At 68.2% G+C, this 15,666-nt stretch carries 18 protein-coding genes; 5 read left to right on the forward strand and 13 right to left on the reverse strand.

Annotated elements, in window-relative coordinates:
* The 3 genes from BR47_RS0104925 to BR47_RS0104935 all read right to left on the reverse strand — a co-directional run bounded on the left by BR47_RS0104925 (window position 1) and on the right by BR47_RS0104935 (window position 3,204).
* Window positions 1–1,404, reverse strand: coding sequence for an NAD(P)/FAD-dependent oxidoreductase (locus tag BR47_RS0104925; RefSeq protein ID WP_029118784.1), 1,404 nt, complete (start codon window positions 1,402–1,404; stop codon window positions 1–3).
* A gap of 99 nt (window positions 1,405–1,503) precedes the next feature.
* The gene (locus BR47_RS0104930; protein WP_029118785.1) at window positions 1,504–2,433 is read right to left on the reverse strand and encodes an LLM class F420-dependent oxidoreductase; all 930 of its coding nucleotides are present in this window, start codon (window positions 2,431–2,433) and stop codon (window positions 1,504–1,506) included.
* Between the two features lie 99 nt (window positions 2,434–2,532).
* Window positions 2,533–3,204 (reverse strand): SDR family oxidoreductase, encoded by a 672-nt coding sequence (locus BR47_RS0104935; protein ID WP_029104914.1) that lies wholly within the window; start codon window positions 3,202–3,204, stop codon window positions 2,533–2,535.
* Between the two features lie 131 nt (window positions 3,205–3,335).
* On the opposite strand from BR47_RS0104935, the gene modA reads away from it, so the two are divergent.
* The 4 genes from modA to BR47_RS0104955 all read left to right on the forward strand — a co-directional run bounded on the left by modA (window position 3,336) and on the right by BR47_RS0104955 (window position 7,131).
* The gene (gene modA, locus BR47_RS0104940) at window positions 3,336–4,088 is read left to right on the forward strand and encodes a molybdate ABC transporter substrate-binding protein (protein ID WP_029104915.1); all 753 of its coding nucleotides are present in this window, start codon (window positions 3,336–3,338) and stop codon (window positions 4,086–4,088) included.
* The gene (locus tag BR47_RS29745) at window positions 4,085–4,888 is read left to right on the forward strand and encodes an ABC transporter permease (RefSeq protein WP_036426714.1); all 804 of its coding nucleotides are present in this window, start codon (window positions 4,085–4,087) and stop codon (window positions 4,886–4,888) included. The genes modA and BR47_RS29745 overlap by 4 nt, the downstream gene beginning before the upstream one ends.
* Window positions 4,885–5,973 (forward strand): sulfate/molybdate ABC transporter ATP-binding protein, encoded by a 1,089-nt coding sequence (locus tag BR47_RS0104950; RefSeq protein WP_020100186.1) that lies wholly within the window; start codon window positions 4,885–4,887, stop codon window positions 5,971–5,973. The genes BR47_RS29745 and BR47_RS0104950 overlap by 4 nt, the downstream gene beginning before the upstream one ends.
* A 156-nt stretch (window positions 5,974–6,129) precedes the next feature.
* Window positions 6,130–7,131, forward strand: a complete 1,002-nt coding sequence (locus tag BR47_RS0104955; RefSeq protein WP_029104916.1) for an APA family fibronectin-binding glycoprotein — start codon at window positions 6,130–6,132, stop codon at window positions 7,129–7,131.
* A gap of 66 nt (window positions 7,132–7,197) precedes the next feature.
* Here the strand turns inward: BR47_RS0104955 and BR47_RS0104960 are convergent, their stop codons facing one another.
* Window positions 7,198–7,470, reverse strand: coding sequence for a GlsB/YeaQ/YmgE family stress response membrane protein (locus tag BR47_RS0104960; protein ID WP_020100188.1), 273 nt, complete (start codon window positions 7,468–7,470; stop codon window positions 7,198–7,200).
* Between the two features lie 119 nt (window positions 7,471–7,589).
* Window positions 7,590–8,348: a CPBP family intramembrane glutamic endopeptidase gene (locus BR47_RS0104965; protein WP_029118786.1), complete on the reverse strand. Its 759-nt coding sequence runs from the start codon at window positions 8,346–8,348 to the stop codon at window positions 7,590–7,592.
* A gap of 73 nt (window positions 8,349–8,421) precedes the next feature.
* Here BR47_RS0104965 and BR47_RS0104970 point away from each other — a divergent pair, with 73 nt between their 5' ends.
* Window positions 8,422–9,894 carry an acetyl-CoA acetyltransferase gene (locus BR47_RS0104970; protein WP_029118787.1) on the forward strand — a complete coding sequence of 491 codons (1,473 nt, stop codon included), beginning with the start codon at window positions 8,422–8,424 and terminating at the stop codon, window positions 9,892–9,894.
* Window positions 9,895–9,909: 15 nt separating this feature from the next.
* Here BR47_RS0104970 and BR47_RS0104975 read toward each other — a convergent pair whose 3' ends face one another.
* From BR47_RS0104975 to BR47_RS0105010, 8 genes are read right to left on the reverse strand one after another with little or no spacing between them, the layout of a single operon-like run.
* A complete protein-coding gene (locus BR47_RS0104975) occupies window positions 9,910–10,164 on the reverse strand; it encodes an Ada metal-binding domain-containing protein (RefSeq protein ID WP_020100191.1) in 255 nt (84 codons plus the stop codon).
* A complete protein-coding gene (locus tag BR47_RS0104980) occupies window positions 10,161–10,871 on the reverse strand; it encodes a 2OG-Fe(II) oxygenase (protein WP_020100192.1) in 711 nt (236 codons plus the stop codon). The genes BR47_RS0104975 and BR47_RS0104980 overlap by 4 nt, the downstream gene beginning before the upstream one ends.
* Entirely contained in the window at window positions 10,868–11,482 is a 615-nt protein-coding gene (locus tag BR47_RS0104985; RefSeq protein WP_090562475.1) for a methylated-DNA--[protein]-cysteine S-methyltransferase, read from the reverse strand. The genes BR47_RS0104980 and BR47_RS0104985 overlap by 4 nt, the downstream gene beginning before the upstream one ends.
* Window positions 11,479–12,024, reverse strand: a complete 546-nt coding sequence (locus BR47_RS0104990; protein WP_020100194.1) for an RNA polymerase sigma factor — start codon at window positions 12,022–12,024, stop codon at window positions 11,479–11,481. The genes BR47_RS0104985 and BR47_RS0104990 overlap by 4 nt, the downstream gene beginning before the upstream one ends.
* 56 nt (window positions 12,025–12,080) lie before the next feature.
* Window positions 12,081–13,340, reverse strand: a complete 1,260-nt coding sequence (locus BR47_RS0104995) for an HNH endonuclease signature motif containing protein (RefSeq protein WP_029118789.1) — start codon at window positions 13,338–13,340, stop codon at window positions 12,081–12,083.
* 42 nt (window positions 13,341–13,382) lie between these two features.
* The gene (locus BR47_RS0105000) at window positions 13,383–14,615 is read right to left on the reverse strand and encodes an NAD(P)/FAD-dependent oxidoreductase (RefSeq protein ID WP_029118790.1); all 1,233 of its coding nucleotides are present in this window, start codon (window positions 14,613–14,615) and stop codon (window positions 13,383–13,385) included.
* 40 nt (window positions 14,616–14,655) lie between these two features.
* Window positions 14,656–15,291, reverse strand: coding sequence for an HhH-GDP family DNA glycosylase (locus BR47_RS0105005; protein WP_029118791.1), 636 nt, complete (start codon window positions 15,289–15,291; stop codon window positions 14,656–14,658).
* Between the two features lie 35 nt (window positions 15,292–15,326).
* Window positions 15,327–15,659 (reverse strand): TfoX/Sxy family protein, encoded by a 333-nt coding sequence (locus BR47_RS0105010; protein ID WP_020100198.1) that lies wholly within the window; start codon window positions 15,657–15,659, stop codon window positions 15,327–15,329.
* Window positions 15,660–15,666: the final 7 nt, after the last annotated feature.

A 15,666-nucleotide genomic window follows, 5' to 3' on the forward strand; every position in this document is an offset into this window, starting at 1 on the left:
TCAGGAAGCCACCGGGTCTGGGGTGGCCTGAACCGACGACGCGATCTCTTCCAGTTCCCCGATGCGGGTGCGGGCGTAGGCCTGCTGCTCGGTGATGGTCAGCTGACCGCGCTGGCGGCTCAAGAACGTCACCGTCCAGGACAGCAGCGTGGCGATCTTGGTCTTGAAGCCCACCAGGTAGATCAGGTGCAGCCCCAGCCAGGCCAGCCAGGCGATGAAGCCGCCGAATTCGAGCTTGGCCTTGTCACCGAGCGGAATCTGGGCGACGGCGTTCCACTTGGACACCGTGGCCATCGAGCCCTTGTCGAAGTACGAGAACGGTTCGCGCGGCTTGGGTTTGGTGCCGTGTGCGCGGGCCTTGGCCTCGTTCTTCAGGATGGCGGCGACGTGCTTGCCGCCCTGGATCGCGCCCTGCGCCATGCCGGGGACACCATCGACGAAGGCCATGTCGCCGACGACGAAAACGTTCGGGTGGCCGGGGATGGACAGGTCCGGGTTCACCTTGACGCGGCCGGCACGGTCGATCTCGGTGTCGGACTGGTTCGCCAGGTCGCGGCCGAGCGGGCTGGCCTGCACGCCGGCGGACCACACCTTGCATGCCGACTCGATACGCCGGATGGTGCCGTCCTTGTCCTTGACGGTGATGCCATTGCGGTCGACGTCGGTCACCATGGCGTTGAGCTGAATCTCGACGCCCATCTTCTCGAGCCGGTTCTTGGCCTTGAGGCCCAGCTTCTCGCCCATGGGCGGCAGTACCGCGGGCGCGGCGTCGAGCAGGATGACCTTGGCCTCGGTCGGGTCGATGTGCCGGAAGCTGCCCTTGAGGGTCTGGTCCGACAGCTCCTGGATCTGGCCGGCCATCTCGACACCCGTCGGGCCGGCGCCGACGACCACGAACGTCAGCAGCTTCTTGCGGCGCTCCGGGTCGCTGGAGCGCTCGGCCTGCTCGAACGCACCGAGGATGCGGCCGCGCAGTTCCAGCGCGTCGTCGATGGTCTTCATGCCGGGCGCCCACTCGGCGAAGTGGTCGTTGCCGAAGTAGGACTGACCGGCGCCGGCGGCGATGATCAGGCTGTCGTACGGCGTGCTGTAGGTGTGGCCCAGCAGGATCGAGTCGACAGTCTGGTTCTCCAGGTCGATGTGCGTCACATCGCCGAGCAGCACCTGGGCGTTCTTCTGGTTGCGCAGGATCAGCCGGGTCGGTGGGGCGATCTCACCTTCGGAGATGATGCCCGTCGCCACTTGGTACAGCAGCGGCTGGAACAGGTGGTGGGTGGTACGGGCGATCAGCTTGATGTCGACATCAGCATGCTTGAGCGCCTGGGCGCTGGTCAGGCCACCGAAGCCCGATCCGATGATGACGACCTTGTGGCGATCCGATGCCGTAGCTCCGGGGTGGACCATGTTGAGGGGCTCCTCGACGTACTACTACAAGACTGTTTACACACACAGGCTAGTCGCAGCTGAATCGATCAATGCAGTGAGATGCCCCACCGAGCCGGGTCAGGCGTTGAGGGCCGCGGTCAGCGCTGCTCCGAGGGCCGAGATGACGCCGGGTACGTATCCGGTCACGCTGGTCGGAATGTTCAGGATCACGCCGCCGATGCCCGCGTCGAACACCTTGGCTTTGAGCTGTTCGGCGACGCTTTCGGCGCTGCCCGCGACCATGCGCTGGGTCATCTCCGCGGGGATCAGGTCCGGCGTCGCCTTGTCGTCGACGAAGGCGGTGACGAGCATGCTGGTTTCCAGGGTCGCCGGGTCGCGGTCGATCTTCTCGCACGCTTCCTGGACCACGGCCACCTTGCGCGGCGCCTCGTCGAAGCCCGACACCAGATTCAGGTGGTCGAAGTGCCGGGCGGCGAGCGGAATGGTTTTCTTCTCGCCGCTGCCGCCGATCAGCAGTGGGATGTGGTCGCGGAAGCGGGGGTTCGCCATGGCCTCGACGGTGCGGTAGTACTTGCCGGTGAAGGTCGGGCGCTCGCCCTTGAGCATCGGCAGGATGATCTGGAGCGACTCGTCGAGCCGGTTGAAGCGGTCGGTGAAGGTGCCGAAGTCGAAACCGAGTTGCTCGTGTTCGAGCTCGAACCAGCCGGTGCCGATGCCGAGGATCGCGCGGCCCTGGCTCATCACGTCAAGGGTCGTGATGGCCTTGGCCAGCAACGTCGGGTTGCGGTACGTGTTACCCGTGACCATGGTGCCCAGCTGAACGTTCTGGGTCGCGGTGGCCAGGCCGCCGAGCGCGGTGTACGCCTCGAGCATCGGCTGGTCGGGGGTGCCGAGCATCGGCAGCTGATAGAAGTGGTCCATCACGAAGACGGAGTCGAAGCCTGCGGCCTCGGCTTCCTGCGCCTGGGCGATGACGGTCGGGAACAGCTCGCTGACACCCGTGCCGTAGGAGAAGTTGGGAATCTGAAGACCGAGTCGAATCGTCACGATTCGACCCTAGTCACCAACCACGTTGTCGCGTCCTGTGTTTCGCCGGACGCGAAGCCGGCACAAATCGGGAATAAAACTGCCCGATGAAGTGATGGGTCAGGCGAAGGTCGCGAGCGCGCCGGCGCTCACGTGCAGCGTCTCGCCGGTGATGTGGCGAGCGGCCGGCGTGGTCAGGAAGAGGGCGAGCTTGGTCAGCTCGGATCCGACGGTCGCGCCGCTGGTCTCGACGCCGTCGTAGCCCGCTTCGGAGCCGCGGCCGGCGGCGACCACGTTGATCGTGATGCCGCGGATGCCGAAGTGCTCGGCCTGGCCGGCGGTCCAGTTCGACACGGCCGCCTTGATCGCGGCGTCGGCGGTGCCGTCCTTGGGGCATTCCGGCACGACGGTGACGATGGCGCCGCCCGAACGCATCTGGTCGCCGAGGATCTGGACGGTCAGCACGGCCGACAGCAGCGACGAGTCGAGCGTGTTGCGCCACACGGCGGCGCGCTCGGCCAGGGTGTAGGTGCGCGGGTCGCCGGCGGACCACACGGGTGCCGGGACGTTCACGATGGTGTCGAGGTGCTGCGGCAGCTTGTCGCGCATCTGCTCCAGCGCGGCGCCGTCGGTGTTGTCCAGCACGATCGACTCGACTTCGAGTTCCTTGGCGGCCACTTCGAGCTCGTCGCGGCGGGCGCCGGCGATGGTCACGTTGTGCCCGGCGTCGCGGAATCCTGCGGCGATGACGCGGCCGAGATCGGTATCGCCTCCGGTGACCAGAACGTCCATGAACAGGGCCTCCTCGTGTGCAACGCTGAACGCGGTTGCCGCCATGTTACTGGACAGTAGCTAGCTGACGAAACTCGCCACGCGGAGGAATGGGCCCTAGGGTTTTGCGCATGTGGCTCATGCGCAAGTTGATGCGTGCGGTGGCGGTGTTGGTCCTGCTCGGCGGCGTGAGTGCACTCTCGGCGTGTGATTCGAGCCCGAAACCGTCGGGTCCTGTGATCAACGTGTACGCGGCGGCATCCCTGAAGCAGGCGTTCACCGCGTTCGCCGACCGCTACAAGAAGGAGAACCCGGGCGCGGACGTGCAGTTCAACTTCGCGGGCTCGTCGTCGTTGGTCGAACAGCTGACGCAGGGCGCCAAGGCCGATGTGTTCGCCTCGGCCGACGCCAACAACATGACCAAGGCGGCCAAGGCCGGGTTGCTCGCGGGCACTCCGGTGAACTTCGCCTCCAACACGCTCGTCATCGTGACGCCGCCGGGAAATCCCAAGCATGTCAACAACTTCGGTGATCTGGCCCGGCCCGGGCTGAACGTCGTGGTGTGTGCCCGTCAGGTGCCGTGCGGGACGGCGACGCGCAAGGTCGAGAAGATCGTCGGCGTCGAACTCAAGCCGGTCAGCGAGGAGACGTCGGTGACGGACGTGCTGAACAAGGTCACCAGCGGCCAGGCCGACGCCGGCGTGGTCTATCAGACCGACGCCAAGTCGGCGGGCGACAAGGTTGCCAAGGTCGAGTTCCCGCAGGCGGCGTCGGCGGTGAACATCTATCCGATCGGGGTGCTGAAGTCGGCGGCCGACGCGTCGGCTGCCCAGCGGTTCGTCGACCTGGTCACGAGTGACACGGGACGCCAGATCCTGGCGCAGTTCGGGTTCGCACAGCCTTGAACCCCGGGCTGCCGCGCTGGATCTACGTCCCTGCGGCACTGGGTGCGTTGTTCGTCGTCCTGCCGCTGATCGCGGTCGCGGCGAAGGTCGACTGGTCGCGCTTCCTGGAGCTGATCAGCAGCGACTCGTCGGTGACCGCGCTGGTCCTGAGCCTCAAGACCGCCGCGGCCAGCACCGTGCTCTGCGTGGTGCTGGGCGTGCCGATGGCGCTGGTCCTGGCGCGCAGCGGCTCCCGGGTGGTGCGCTGGACCCGCCCGCTGATCCTGCTGCCGTTGGTGCTGCCGCCGGTCGTCGGCGGTATCGCGCTGCTGTACGCCTTCGGCCGGCTCGGGCTGATCGGCAAGTACCTGGACGCGGCGGGCGTGCACATCGCCTTCTCGACGACGGCGGTCGTGCTGGCGCAGACGTTCGTCTCACTGCCGTTTCTCGTGATCGCGCTGGAAGGCGCGGCCCGCACGGCCGGATCGCAGTACGAGGCGGTCGCGGCCACGCTCGGGGCCCGGCCCACCACGGTGTGGCGGCGGGTCACCCTGCCGATGCTGGCCCCGGGCCTGGTGTCCGGTTCGGTGCTGGCCTTCGCGCGGTCGCTGGGCGAGTTCGGCGCGACGCTGACGTTCGCCGGTTCCCGCGAGGGGGTGACGCGGACGCTGCCGCTGGAGATCTATCTGCAGCGCGAGGCCGACGCCGATGCCGCCGTCGCGCTGTCGCTGGTGCTGGTCGTGGTCGCGGCCGTCGTGGTGCTCGTGACGGGCGGCGCCCGGTTCGGTCGCGGGCCGTTCGAAGCGGAGACCAGACCGTGACGGGCGGTCTCGCGGTACGCGCGGTCGTCGAAGGTCGCGGCATCGATGTGGAGTTCGACGTCGCCGCCGGCGAGGTGCTGGCCGTCGTCGGGCCCAACGGCGCGGGGAAATCCAGTGTGCTGCACGTGATCGCCGGCCTGCTGCGGCCCGACGCGGGCACCGTCACGGTGGGTGGACGCCAATTGACGGACACGGCGTCGGGCCGGCACGTCGCGGTCCACAACCGGCGGGTCGGCCTGCTGCTGCAGGACCCGGCGCTGTTTCCCCACCTGACGGTCGCCGGCAACGTGGCCTTCGGGCCACAAGCCCGCCATCTCCACCGCCGGGGCGCACACACCGAGACGCGGCGGACGGCGGACCGCTGGCTGGGTGAGGTCGGCGCCGCCGAACTGGCCGATCGCCGGCCGGGGCAGTTGTCGGGCGGTCAGGCACAGCGGGTCGCGCTGGCCCGGGCACTGGCCGCCGAACCCGACGTGCTGCTGCTCGACGAACCGCTGTCCGGTCTGGACGTCACGGCGGCCTCGGCGATGCGCCGGCTGCTGCGTGGTGTCCTGGCTACCGGCGGACGTAGTTCGGTGCTGGTCAGCCACGACCTTCTCGACGTCGTCACGCTCGCGGATCGGGTGGCGGTCATCGAAGGCGGCCGCATCGTCGAATCGGGCACTGTCGCCGATGTGCTGACCGCGCCGCGGACGGTGTTCGGGGCGCGGTTCGCGGGCGTGAATCTGGTCAGTGGGCGCGCGGGCGACGACGGCGGTTCGGTGCTGGCCGCGGGACAGACGTGGCGCGGTGTCTGGGGGCCCGACGTGACACCGGGCGGTCCGGCGATCGCGGTGTTCGCTCCGGCGGCGGTATCGGTGCGCCGGGAGCCGCCCGGGGCCGACGTCAATGTCGTCGCCGTCGGGGTCGCGGAACTGGATCACCGCGGCCCGGTCATCCGGGTGCGTGCCGAGGCGGCTGACGACGGCGGCGGGGGTCTGGCGGCCGACATCAGTGCGGAGGTGGCGGCAGGTCTGCGGCTGATTCCGGGGGAGCAGGTGTACTTCGGCGTCGATCCGCAGGACGTCGCGATTCGCCCCGCGTGACGGCACGCCCGGCCCGTCCGGGGCCGCATCGGGGCTCAGCAACCGGGTGATCTCGCCGTGGTCTGTCCAGATGTCGCGTGCGAGCTAACAGACTCGTGGAGGAATTAGCCGCAACTCGCACTTGCGTCACGCCGGTAACACTGTATTTTCGTCCCCATGCGACACCCGGATGCGCGGACAAGTGCCCGCAAACGCCTTCCGAAATCCCTGACTGCTGCTGTGGCAGGTGCGGCGGCCGCGGCGATCGCGCTGCCGAGCGCGATCTCGTACGCCGACCCGGTGCCGCCAGCTCCTGCGCCCGCCCCGGCTCCTGCTCCGGCACCCGCCCCGGTCGGCGAACCGGCGCCCGCTCCGGCCCCGGGGGTCGATGTGCCGCCGCCGCCCGCGGCGGACCCGGCCGCACCGCCGGCCGACCCCAACGCACCGCCACCACCGCCTGCTCCCGGTGCGCCGGCGCCGGGTACCGCCGCGGGTGCGGCTCCGGCAGCCGCTCCGGCGCCGCCGGCTGAGCCCGGCCGGGTCAACAACGACGCCGGTGGCTTCAGTTACGTTGTGCCGCAAGGCTGGAAGATCGCCGACGCCACGCAGCTCTCGTACGGCCAGGCGCTGCTGACCAAGGCCCCGGCCGCGGGTTCGGAGCAGGCCCCGAGTGACACCAGCGTGCTGCTGGGCCGTCTGGACCTGAAGCTGTTCGCCGGTGCCGAGTCCGACAACGGCAAGGCCGCCAACCGGTTGGCCTCGGACATGGGTGAGTTCTTCATGCCCTTCCCGGGCACCCGCGTCGGCCAGGAGACCACCGCGCTGACGGCAGGGTCCCTGCCGGGTGCGGCGTCGTTCTACGAGGTCAAGTTCACCGACACCGGTAAGCCCAACGGTCAGATCTGGGCGGGTGTCGTCGGCAACCCGCCGCCGGACGCCACGATCCGCAGCCAGCGCAACCCGCAGCGGTGGTTCGTCGTGTGGCTGGGCTCGGGGAACCACCCGGTCGACAAGGCCGCCGCCGTGACGCTGGCCCAGTCGATCCGCCCGTGGAACCCGCCGCCTCCGCCTCCGGTCGACCCGAACGCTCCGCCCAAGCCTGCCGATCCGGCCCACCCGATGGTCGGCGTTCCGGTGCCGGTGACGAACGCGCCGCCGGAGATGGCCCCCGCCGGATAGTTGCTCAAACGAATCGAGGACCGTGCCCAACCGGGCACGGTCCTCGATTTCTTTTCGCTGTGAGTTCTACGTAGAACTCTTCGACTTCACGAAGCGGTAGAGCAGGACGAGGATCACCGCGCCGACCAGCGCGCCCCAGAACGAGTGCTCGATCGGCGGGCGGAAATCGAGCTTGTGCGGCGCGTAGACGACACTGCTCAGCGTGCCGCCGACATAACCACCTGCGATACCGAGCACGCACGTGAGGATCCACCCCATGTCGTCCTTCCCGGGTACGACGAACCGGGCGATGGCTCCGACGACGAGGCCGAGAAGAATCAACCAGACGATGTGCATCATTGTCATGACCTTTCGATTGACTGATACATCTCGAGGCTAGCCCCGTTCGGCGAGCCGCAACGAGGTCTGAAATGCAGCGATCTGGTGACGGTTAGGGGGCCAGCCCGCCGGCGCGGTTTCTAGGTGAAGTGCCAGACGGCGGCCGCGGCGAGCGCACCCATGCCGTTGAGTGACCAGTGCAGCGCGATCGGCGCGAGCAGGCTGCCGGACCGGCGCCGCAGCCAGGTGAAGACGAATCCCGCGGCAGCGGTGGCGACGACGGCCATGGCGACGCCGGCGATCATGCCGACCGCCCCGCCGCCGAGGACGCGCGTGAATCCGACGTTGCTGCTGGTCAGGCCCAGTGAGGTGGCGATGTGCCAGAGGCCGAACAGCAGCGAGCCCGCGGCGGCGACGCCGCGGAATCCCCAGGCCCGGTCGAGCGTGCCGTGTAGAACGCCGCGGAAGGCCAGTTCCTCGGGGATGACGGTCTGCAGCGGGATGACGATCATCGACGCAAGTAAGGCGCCGGAGATGGTCGCGTAGTGGTTGTTGAGGAACATCGGCCGGGTCCAGGGCAGCAGTACACCGACGGCGATCACCGACCCGACGAGCAGAATGGCACCGAGTGCGTAGCGCATGCCGGTCCGCCAGTGCGCGCGGCCGAGTCCGAGTTCGGTCCACCCGAGGCCCCTTTTGCGGACCAGAGCCACCAGCCCGAGCGCGGCGAGGGGCACGACGACGATGTTCGCCCAGGGGGTGGTGAAGTGGGCCAGCAGATTGGTCGCGACCAGGACGGCCACCACGACGGCCACGTCGATGTAGACGCGCGGGTGCCGCACGGCTGGTGAGCCGGTTGGTAGGCATGCTGCAGCGGCGGCTGCCGAGGCGTCGATCATCTCTGGCGAGTGTACCGACAGGCGCCAAAGAGCCAGGTCACAACAGTTGGCGACGACCCACTAACGTGATGGAGTGCCCCTTGATCCCCGAACCCCGGTGCTCGTCGGCTATGGCCAGGTCAACCAGTACGACGAGAACCCGGGTGGCGAGCCCGTCGACCTGATGGAGGCCGCGGCACGGGAGGCGGCCGATGCGCGCGTGCTCGAGGCGGTCGACGCCGTCCGGATCGTCAACGTCTTCTCCTTGCGGTACCGGGATCCCGGGCTGTTGCTGGCGCAGCGCATCGGCGCGTCCGGCGCCGTCACCCGCTACTCCCCGGTCGGTGGCAATGTGCCGCAGTCGTTGGTGAACCAGGCGTGCCTGGACATCCGGCAGGGCCGCAGCGACGTGGTGCTGATTGCCGGCGGGGAGACCTGGCGGACGCGGACGCGGTTGAAGGCGCGCGGTGAGCGCCTGGCCGGAACCGAGCAGGACGGGTCGGTGCCGATGGCGCCCAGCGACCCCGACGTGGACATGGTGGGGCCGGCCGAGCTGCGGATCGGTTTGGTGGCGCCGTCGCATGTGTACCCGATGTTCGAGCAGGCGTTGCGGATCGCGGCGGGGGAGGGCGTCGAGGACCACCGCCGCCGGATCGGGGAGCTGTGGGCGCGGTTCAGTCAAGTGGCAGAAGGTAATTCGCATGCCTGGAGCCGGGAGGCGGTGCCTGCCGAGCAGATTTGGCAGCCCGGTCCGGACAACCGGATGATCAGCTGGCCGTACACCAAGCTGATGAACTCCAACAACATGGTCGACCAGGGCGCCGCCCTGATCCTGACCTCGGTGGGCAAGGCCGAAGAACTGCGGATCGCCAGGGACCGTTGGGTTTTCCCGCATGCGGGTACCGATGCGCATGATCCGTACGTGCTGGGTGAACGCGGCAGTTTCTCGGGGTCACCGTCCATTCGCATCGCCGGGCGCCGCGTGCTGGAACTCGCCGGCTTCGGCATCGACGACATCGATGCGGTGGACGTGTACTCGTGCTTCCCGTCGGCGGTGCAGGTAGCGGCCCGTGAGCTGGGTCTGGCGCTCGATGATCCGGCGCGGCCGCTGACGGTGACCGGTGGCCTGACCTTCGCCGGCGGGCCGTGGAACAACTACGTCTCGCATTCGATCGCCACCATGGCGGAGCGGCTGGTGGCTAGTCCCGGCCAGATCGGGCTCATCACCGCCAACGGTGGCTACCTGACCAAGCACAGCTTCGGCGTCTACAGCACCGAGCCACCGGTGAACGAATTCCGTTGGGAAGATGTGCAATCCGAGGTCGATGCCGAGCCGACGGTGGTGGCCGAGGACGACTGGTCCGGTACTGGCACCGTCGAGTCCTGGACCACACCGGTGACCCGCGAGGGTACGCCCGAGAAGGTCTTCGTCGCTGTCCGTACACCCAGCGGCAGCCGCGCGCTGGCCGTCATCACCGATTCGTCGCAGGCCGAGGCGAGCACCCGCGAGGACCTCGCGGGTGCCACCGTGACCGTCAAGCCGGACGGCACCGCCGGGCTCGATTGACATCCCGGGCGCGTATCAGTGCCCGTCCTTCCACTGTCGGTACCCCTCGGGCAGACACAGCGCGCAGGGGCGGTATCCCGCAGCGGTGGCAGTGATTTCGTCGGCGAAGAACACCCGATGGGTCACGTAGCCGCCCTTGGCGATGGCGCGCAGCGCCGATGGGCAGTCCAGCCTGCCGTACAGCTTGTTACCCCGATGGCCACCCAAGCGCCCCGGTGTCGCGCTGGCATAGGGGCGGCCGTCGGCATCGACGAGTGTGTACGTCGTCATGCGGCGTCGTGGAAGATCAGGCCGAGCGTCATCCGGTTTCCCGAGCGCAGGGTCGAAACGCCATGGCGCACAGGGCCGACGGCCCACCCGCGTTTCGATGCCACCGGCCGTTCGCGCGTGGTGATGACCAGCCCGTGCCCGAACGGGATGGAGATGGCCGAGCCGCGCGACTGCGCGCGCGGCCGCTGCTCGTACAGCAGGAATTCGCCGCCGGTGTAGTCGACCTCCGGGCGCGTCAGGTTGATGACGACCTGCAGCGGAAAGACCAAGTCCCCGTACAGATCCTGGTGCAGGGCGCACCAGCCGCCGGCGCCGTACTTGAGCAGCAGCGCGGTGGTTCGCGTCTGCCCGGCCCGGTGGCAGGTGTCCAGCCAGTCGTCGAAACTGTCGGGCCACGGCGGCTCGCGTCGCAGCCTCGTCCACCAGTCCCGGGCGATCGGCAGCAGCTGCGGGTACAGCGCGTACTTGAGCTCGGTGACGATCTCGGGGTAGGGCCGGTGGAAGTAGCGGTACTGGCCTTCGCCGAACCGGTAGCGGGCCATGTCGATGGTCGACCGGAATCGGTTCGTATCGGGGTAGATCGCCGCCAGCTCGGCGGCCTCGGCAGCCGTGACGAGAGGTCCGGTCAGCGCGCCGCCGACCGTCTCGAGCTCGGTGCGGACGGCTCCCCAGTCGGTGGCGGCGACGCGCTGCTGCCAGACGCTCATGCTGCGGCCTCCAGCTCCAGCAGGAGACGCTTGGCTTCCGGACCACCGAGGTAGCCGCCCATCGCACCGTCGCTGCGAACCACCCGGTGGCACGGAACTACAACGGGCAGTGGGTTTTTCGCGCATGCTGTGCCGACAGCGCGGACCGCCTTGGGGCTGCCGGCCAGCGCGGCGACAGTGGCATAGCTGGCCGTCTGCCCGTAGCCGATCTCCGGAAGGTGATGCAGCACCGCGGCTCGGAATCCGGCGGACAGCCGCCAATCCAGCGGTACATCGAAGGTTCGGCGGGTCCGGGTGAAGTACTCGTCGAGTTCACGGGCGACCGCGTCGAGCCGGGCCGGGGCCCGCAGGATGCGCGGGCTCACCTTGTCGGCAAGCTGCTGCAGCACGGCGTCGTGGTCTTCGATGGCGTAGGCGACACGGATCAGGCCCTGGTCGGTGGCCGCCAGCAGCAGCGGACCGACGGGACTGTCGACGATGCGGTACGCGACGTCGAGCACCCCGTCGCGCTGGGCGGCGGCGGCCAGCCGATTGTGCAGTTCGACGAGCCGGTCCGGGCCGATGTCGGTGATGCGCGTCAGGTCGTTGGTGATGATTTCGCCGTTGATCATTGCGGGCTCCCTCCTGCGGTCTGCAGCGGCGCGGTGATCTCGACAAGTTCACCGCGGTAGGTACGTCGTAGCGTGGCGATGCCGTCGCTGGCGGCGCGGCGTGCGGCCGCGGCGGTGCCGCCGAGAATCTCGGCGATCTCGTTGTAGGGCAGGCCCGCGAGGTAGTGGTACGCCACAGCGTGCTTCTGTTTGGGTGGCAGCCCGTCGACGGCGGCCGCCAGATCGTCGAAGTCGCGGACGTCGCCGGGACGTGCCGGCTCGGGTACGACGTCGGTGGGAATCGGCTGGCGTGTCCGGGTTCTGGTGATATCGATGGCCTTGTGGTGCGCGATGGTCACGAGCCATGCCTCGAAATTCGCGTCGATCGGCAGATCGGGATAGGCCTTGAGGGCCGCCAGGAACGTCTCTGACCAGGCGTCGTCGGCGTCGTGTGTACCGACGATGGCGCAACAGACCCGAAAGACCGTGGGGCCGTGGTCGCGCACCACGGTCTCGAATGGCGGTTTGTCTTTCACACCCAGTAGACGCTCCGTCGCCGGCATTTGTGAGGTCTCGATCCTCACCGATTTACCGATGCTAGGTGCCGCGGATGGTGCGTCTAGTTGGTCGACGGTGTTGGTGGTGGTTCGAAGGGTTGGTACCACCACCATTGAGCGCGCTCCCCGGTGGGTCCGGGGCACGGCGGAACATCCGGACGGGCTGTGGTGGGTGGTCGCGCGAGGGATCCACCGTCGAGTTGGCGGCCTGCGGCTTCGGTGACGACCAGCCGGTCGGCCGGTCCGGTGATGGTGATGATGCCTCTGTGGTGCAAGCGGTGGTGGTACGGGCACACCAGCACCAGGTTGTGCAGTTCGGTTGCCCCGCCGTTCTCCCAGTGGATGATGTGGTGGGCGTGCAAGCCGCGGGTGGCCCCGCACCCGGGGACGCGGCAGCAGTGGTCGCGATGCTCCAGCGCGCGGCGCAGGCGGCGGCTGATGGTGCGCGTCGACCGTCCGGCGCCGATCGGCTGACCGTGCCGCTCCAACCACACCTCGCAGGTGGCATCGCACAACAGCAGTCGACGTTCCTCATCGGTCAGCACCGACCCCACATGCAGTGCGGCCGTGCGCTGTTCGAGGTTCACGTGCACGACGACGGTGGTGTGCTGACCATGCGGGCGACGTTCCACGTCGGCGTCCCAGCCGGATTCGACCACGCTCATGAAAGCGTCCACACCGTTCGGGAACGGTGGAGCCACCTCCGACACAGCTCCTTCGGCGTCGTGGTCGCGTTTCCAGTCCGCGACCAACGCATCCTGATGCGACGCCAGCGCGGCATCGACCTTCGCCGCCTCCAGTTTCGGCAACCGGATTTTGTAGGTGACCGAGCCGTCGTCGTGGCTGGTCTTGGAGATCGACCGCTCGGGTTCGGGCTTCGAATCGGGCTCGGGATCCGGGCGCGGTTCCAGCTTCACCGCCGTGCGCAGCTGGGTGACGGTGGCGCTTTCGGCGAACTGGGCGTAGTGCTCGTCAGAACCGTCGGCCGCGTGTTCGGCCACCACCCCGACCTGGTCAAGCGACAACCGGCCCGCGCGCATCGCCTCAGCGCAGCGTGGAAATTCCTCCAGACGGTGCGCCACCGCCACCATGACTTCCGCATTACGCGGTGACACACCGGTTTTCCACGCCATCAACGACACCATCGACCGGGCGCCGGTGGCACCCCAGAGCCCGTCACGGTCCATCTCGGCCGCGATCTCCACCAGCCGCGCGTCGATCGCATTGCGCTGCCCGGTCAGCTCACTGATCTCGGCGAAGAACGCATCCATCCGCTCGCACGGCGACGGCTCAACATCGAAAGCCGTTGCGGTGCTGGACATGACACCATCAAAGCAGAGGGGTACGACAAAAACGGCGACGCGCTATCCGGCCAACGTGGACAACGAAACCGACGGATCGGCGAGCGCTCCGACGTCGACCGGTCGCCGAGACCGGATGAGGTTCTTGATGTCGTCGAGTCCTTCCCAGATGTTGACGTTCATGCCGGCCAGCACGCGATGTCCGCCGTCGAGCCAGAACATGGTGAACTCGCGCGTGCCGAGATCGCCACGCGTGATGGCCATCTGATAATGCGGCGCGTATCCGACGTATTCCATGCCGAGGTCGAACTGGTCGGTGAAGAAGTAGGGCAATTCGTCGTAAGTGGCTGCCGTGCCGAGCATTCCGTCCACGGCCACCGCCGGCTGCTTGAGGGCGTTGGCCCAGTGCTCGGTACGGATTGGAACCCCGAACAGCGGATGCTCGGCCGCCGCGATGTCGCCGACGGCAAAGATGTCGTCATCGCTGCTCTTGAGGGATTCGTCGACGGCGACGCCACCGTCGGCGATCACCAGTCCAGAGCGTTCCGCGAACTCGACATTCGGCTTGGCGCCCACCGCGATCAGTACCGCATCCGCCTCGACGGTGGCTCCGTCGCCGAGTCTCAGGCCCGTCGCCTTGTGGTCAGCGGTGGTGATCTCGTCGACTGTGGTGCCCAACCGGAGATCGACGCCGTGGTCGCGGTGCAGACCGACGAACACCTCACCGGCTTCCCGGCCCAGGGAGGCCTGCAGCGGTAGCGCCGCGGTCTCCACGACCGTGACGTCGGCGCCCAGTCCACGGGCGCTGGCCGCGACCTCGAGGCCGATCCAGCCGGCTCCGACGATCGCCAGCCGCCGGCCTTCGGTGAGTTGAGACAACAGTTCGGTCGCGTCGTCGATGGTCCGCAGGTAGTACACGCCGTCGGCGTCGGATCCCGGGATCGGAGGCTTGCGGGCGCGGGATCCGGTGGCCAGCAACAACTTGTCGTAGTGCTCGTGGTCGCCGTCGTTGAACGCCACCATGTGCGCGGTGCGATCCAGCGTGGTGATCTCGGTGCCGAGCTTCAGGTCGACGTCGTGCTCGGCGTACCAGCTCTTCGGCTGCACGGTGAATTCTTCGACGGTCTTCTTGCCGACCATGAATTCCTTGGACAGCGGGGGACGTTCGTAGGGTAGCCGGTCTTCGGCACCGAACAGCATCACCTGCCCGTCAAAATCCTTGCTGCGCAGGGCTTCCGCGGCTTTGGCGCCCGCCAGCCCGCCGCCGATGATCACAAAAGTGGGTGAGCCGGCCATTCGAGATTCCCTTCATCGATCTGAATTGCTGCTTGCGGAGCTAGGTTTCGATGCGTTCGCGGACGGTGTCGTCGAGCGAAGCCCGCACGAGCGCGGCCGCCAGCCGGGCGTTGCGGTTCGGGGCCAGGCTGCTGAGCTTCCGGGCATCGGTCGGCAGGCCCAGGTCCTTCGCCGTGGCGAGCGCACGATCGTCGAAATATGGTTGCGCCCAGGTCCAGACGTCCTGGATCTCGCGCAGGAAGATGTCGGCGCCCGTGCGGCCGATACCGTCGAAGCCCTGCAGGGCCTTGCCTGCCGCCCTCACGTCGTGGCGGGCCCTGATCCGCAGGTTGCGCAGGTCGCCGCCGTACTCGTCGTTGACCCGGGCCGCGATGCGGGTCATCCGGGTCGCCGAGCTCTCGTCATATCTGGCGTAGCCGGCGCGTCCGAACGCTCTGATCATCTGGCTGCGGTCGGCGTCGAGCACCGCGGCGGGGGTACGGAGCCCGGCGCGGAACAATTCTCGCGCCGCGGCGACCGCGGTTTCCGCGGCGATGGGCTTGCTCGCGAGCATGCACAGCGACAGCAGCTTGAACAGGGGCATCGGCTTGTCGCGGAGGGTTATCCCGGCTTCTTCGGCATACGTGGTACCGGCTGCGTCGAGCAACCGCGCGACGATCTGTCGATCCCGTGCCATAACCCCCGCATACCCAACGGCGCGGTGCGCAAACGCTACTTGGGCGGCAGGGTGCCCGCGTAGTCGACGCCCCGGTCGACCCAGGCCTGCAGCTGGCGTTTGGTTTTCAGGCCGTCGGGCGCCACGCGCAGCCAACCCCGCATCTCGCGGCCGCCCATCACCATCAGTTCGACGTGCCGGCGCCCCAGCAACTTCTCGGTATCGTCGGGTGCGACCCGGACCAACAGGCCACGGTCGTGGCTCGCGGCCACCGACATGTGGCCGTTCAGCAGGAACGCCAGCCCGCCGAACATCCGCTTTTCCTCGATGCCGCCGACCGGGCCGAGCAGCTCTCGGATCCGGTTGGCCAGATCCTCGTCATAGGCCATGTGGTCA

Source organism: Mycobacterium sp. UNC410CL29Cvi84 (genome assembly GCF_000686745.1).
GTDB lineage: Bacteria > Actinomycetota > Actinomycetes > Mycobacteriales > Mycobacteriaceae > Mycobacterium > Mycobacterium mucogenicum_B.

Coding starts and splice junctions, on each gene's coding strand:
- BR47_RS0104925 (WP_029118784.1), bottom strand. CDS start 1,404: ATGGTCCACCCCGGAGCTACGGCATCGGATCGCCACAAGGTCGTCATC.
- BR47_RS0104935 (WP_029104914.1), bottom strand. CDS start 3,204: ATGGACGTTCTGGTCACCGGAGGCGATACCGATCTCGGCCGCGTCATC.
- modA (WP_029104915.1), top strand. CDS start 3,336: ATGCGTGCGGTGGCGGTGTTGGTCCTGCTCGGCGGCGTGAGTGCACTC.
- BR47_RS0104955 (WP_029104916.1), top strand. CDS start 6,130: ATGCGACACCCGGATGCGCGGACAAGTGCCCGCAAACGCCTTCCGAAA.
- BR47_RS0104960 (WP_020100188.1), bottom strand. CDS start 7,470: ATGATGCACATCGTCTGGTTGATTCTTCTCGGCCTCGTCGTCGGAGCC.
- BR47_RS0104965 (WP_029118786.1), bottom strand. CDS start 8,348: ATGATCGACGCCTCGGCAGCCGCCGCTGCAGCATGCCTACCAACCGGC.
- BR47_RS0104975 (WP_020100191.1), bottom strand. CDS start 10,164: ATGACGACGTACACACTCGTCGATGCCGACGGCCGCCCCTATGCCAGC.
- BR47_RS0104980 (WP_020100192.1), bottom strand. CDS start 10,871: ATGAGCGTCTGGCAGCAGCGCGTCGCCGCCACCGACTGGGGAGCCGTC.
- BR47_RS0104985 (WP_090562475.1), bottom strand. CDS start 11,482: ATGATCAACGGCGAAATCATCACCAACGACCTGACGCGCATCACCGAC.
- BR47_RS0104990 (WP_020100194.1), bottom strand. CDS start 12,024: ATGCCGGCGACGGAGCGTCTACTGGGTGTGAAAGACAAACCGCCATTC.
- BR47_RS0104995 (WP_029118789.1), bottom strand. CDS start 13,340: ATGTCCAGCACCGCAACGGCTTTCGATGTTGAGCCGTCGCCGTGCGAG.
- BR47_RS0105000 (WP_029118790.1), bottom strand. CDS start 14,615: ATGGCCGGCTCACCCACTTTTGTGATCATCGGCGGCGGGCTGGCGGGC.
- BR47_RS0105005 (WP_029118791.1), bottom strand. CDS start 15,291: ATGGCACGGGATCGACAGATCGTCGCGCGGTTGCTCGACGCAGCCGGT.
- BR47_RS0105010 (WP_020100198.1), bottom strand. CDS start 15,659: ATGGCCTATGACGAGGATCTGGCCAACCGGATCCGAGAGCTGCTCGGC.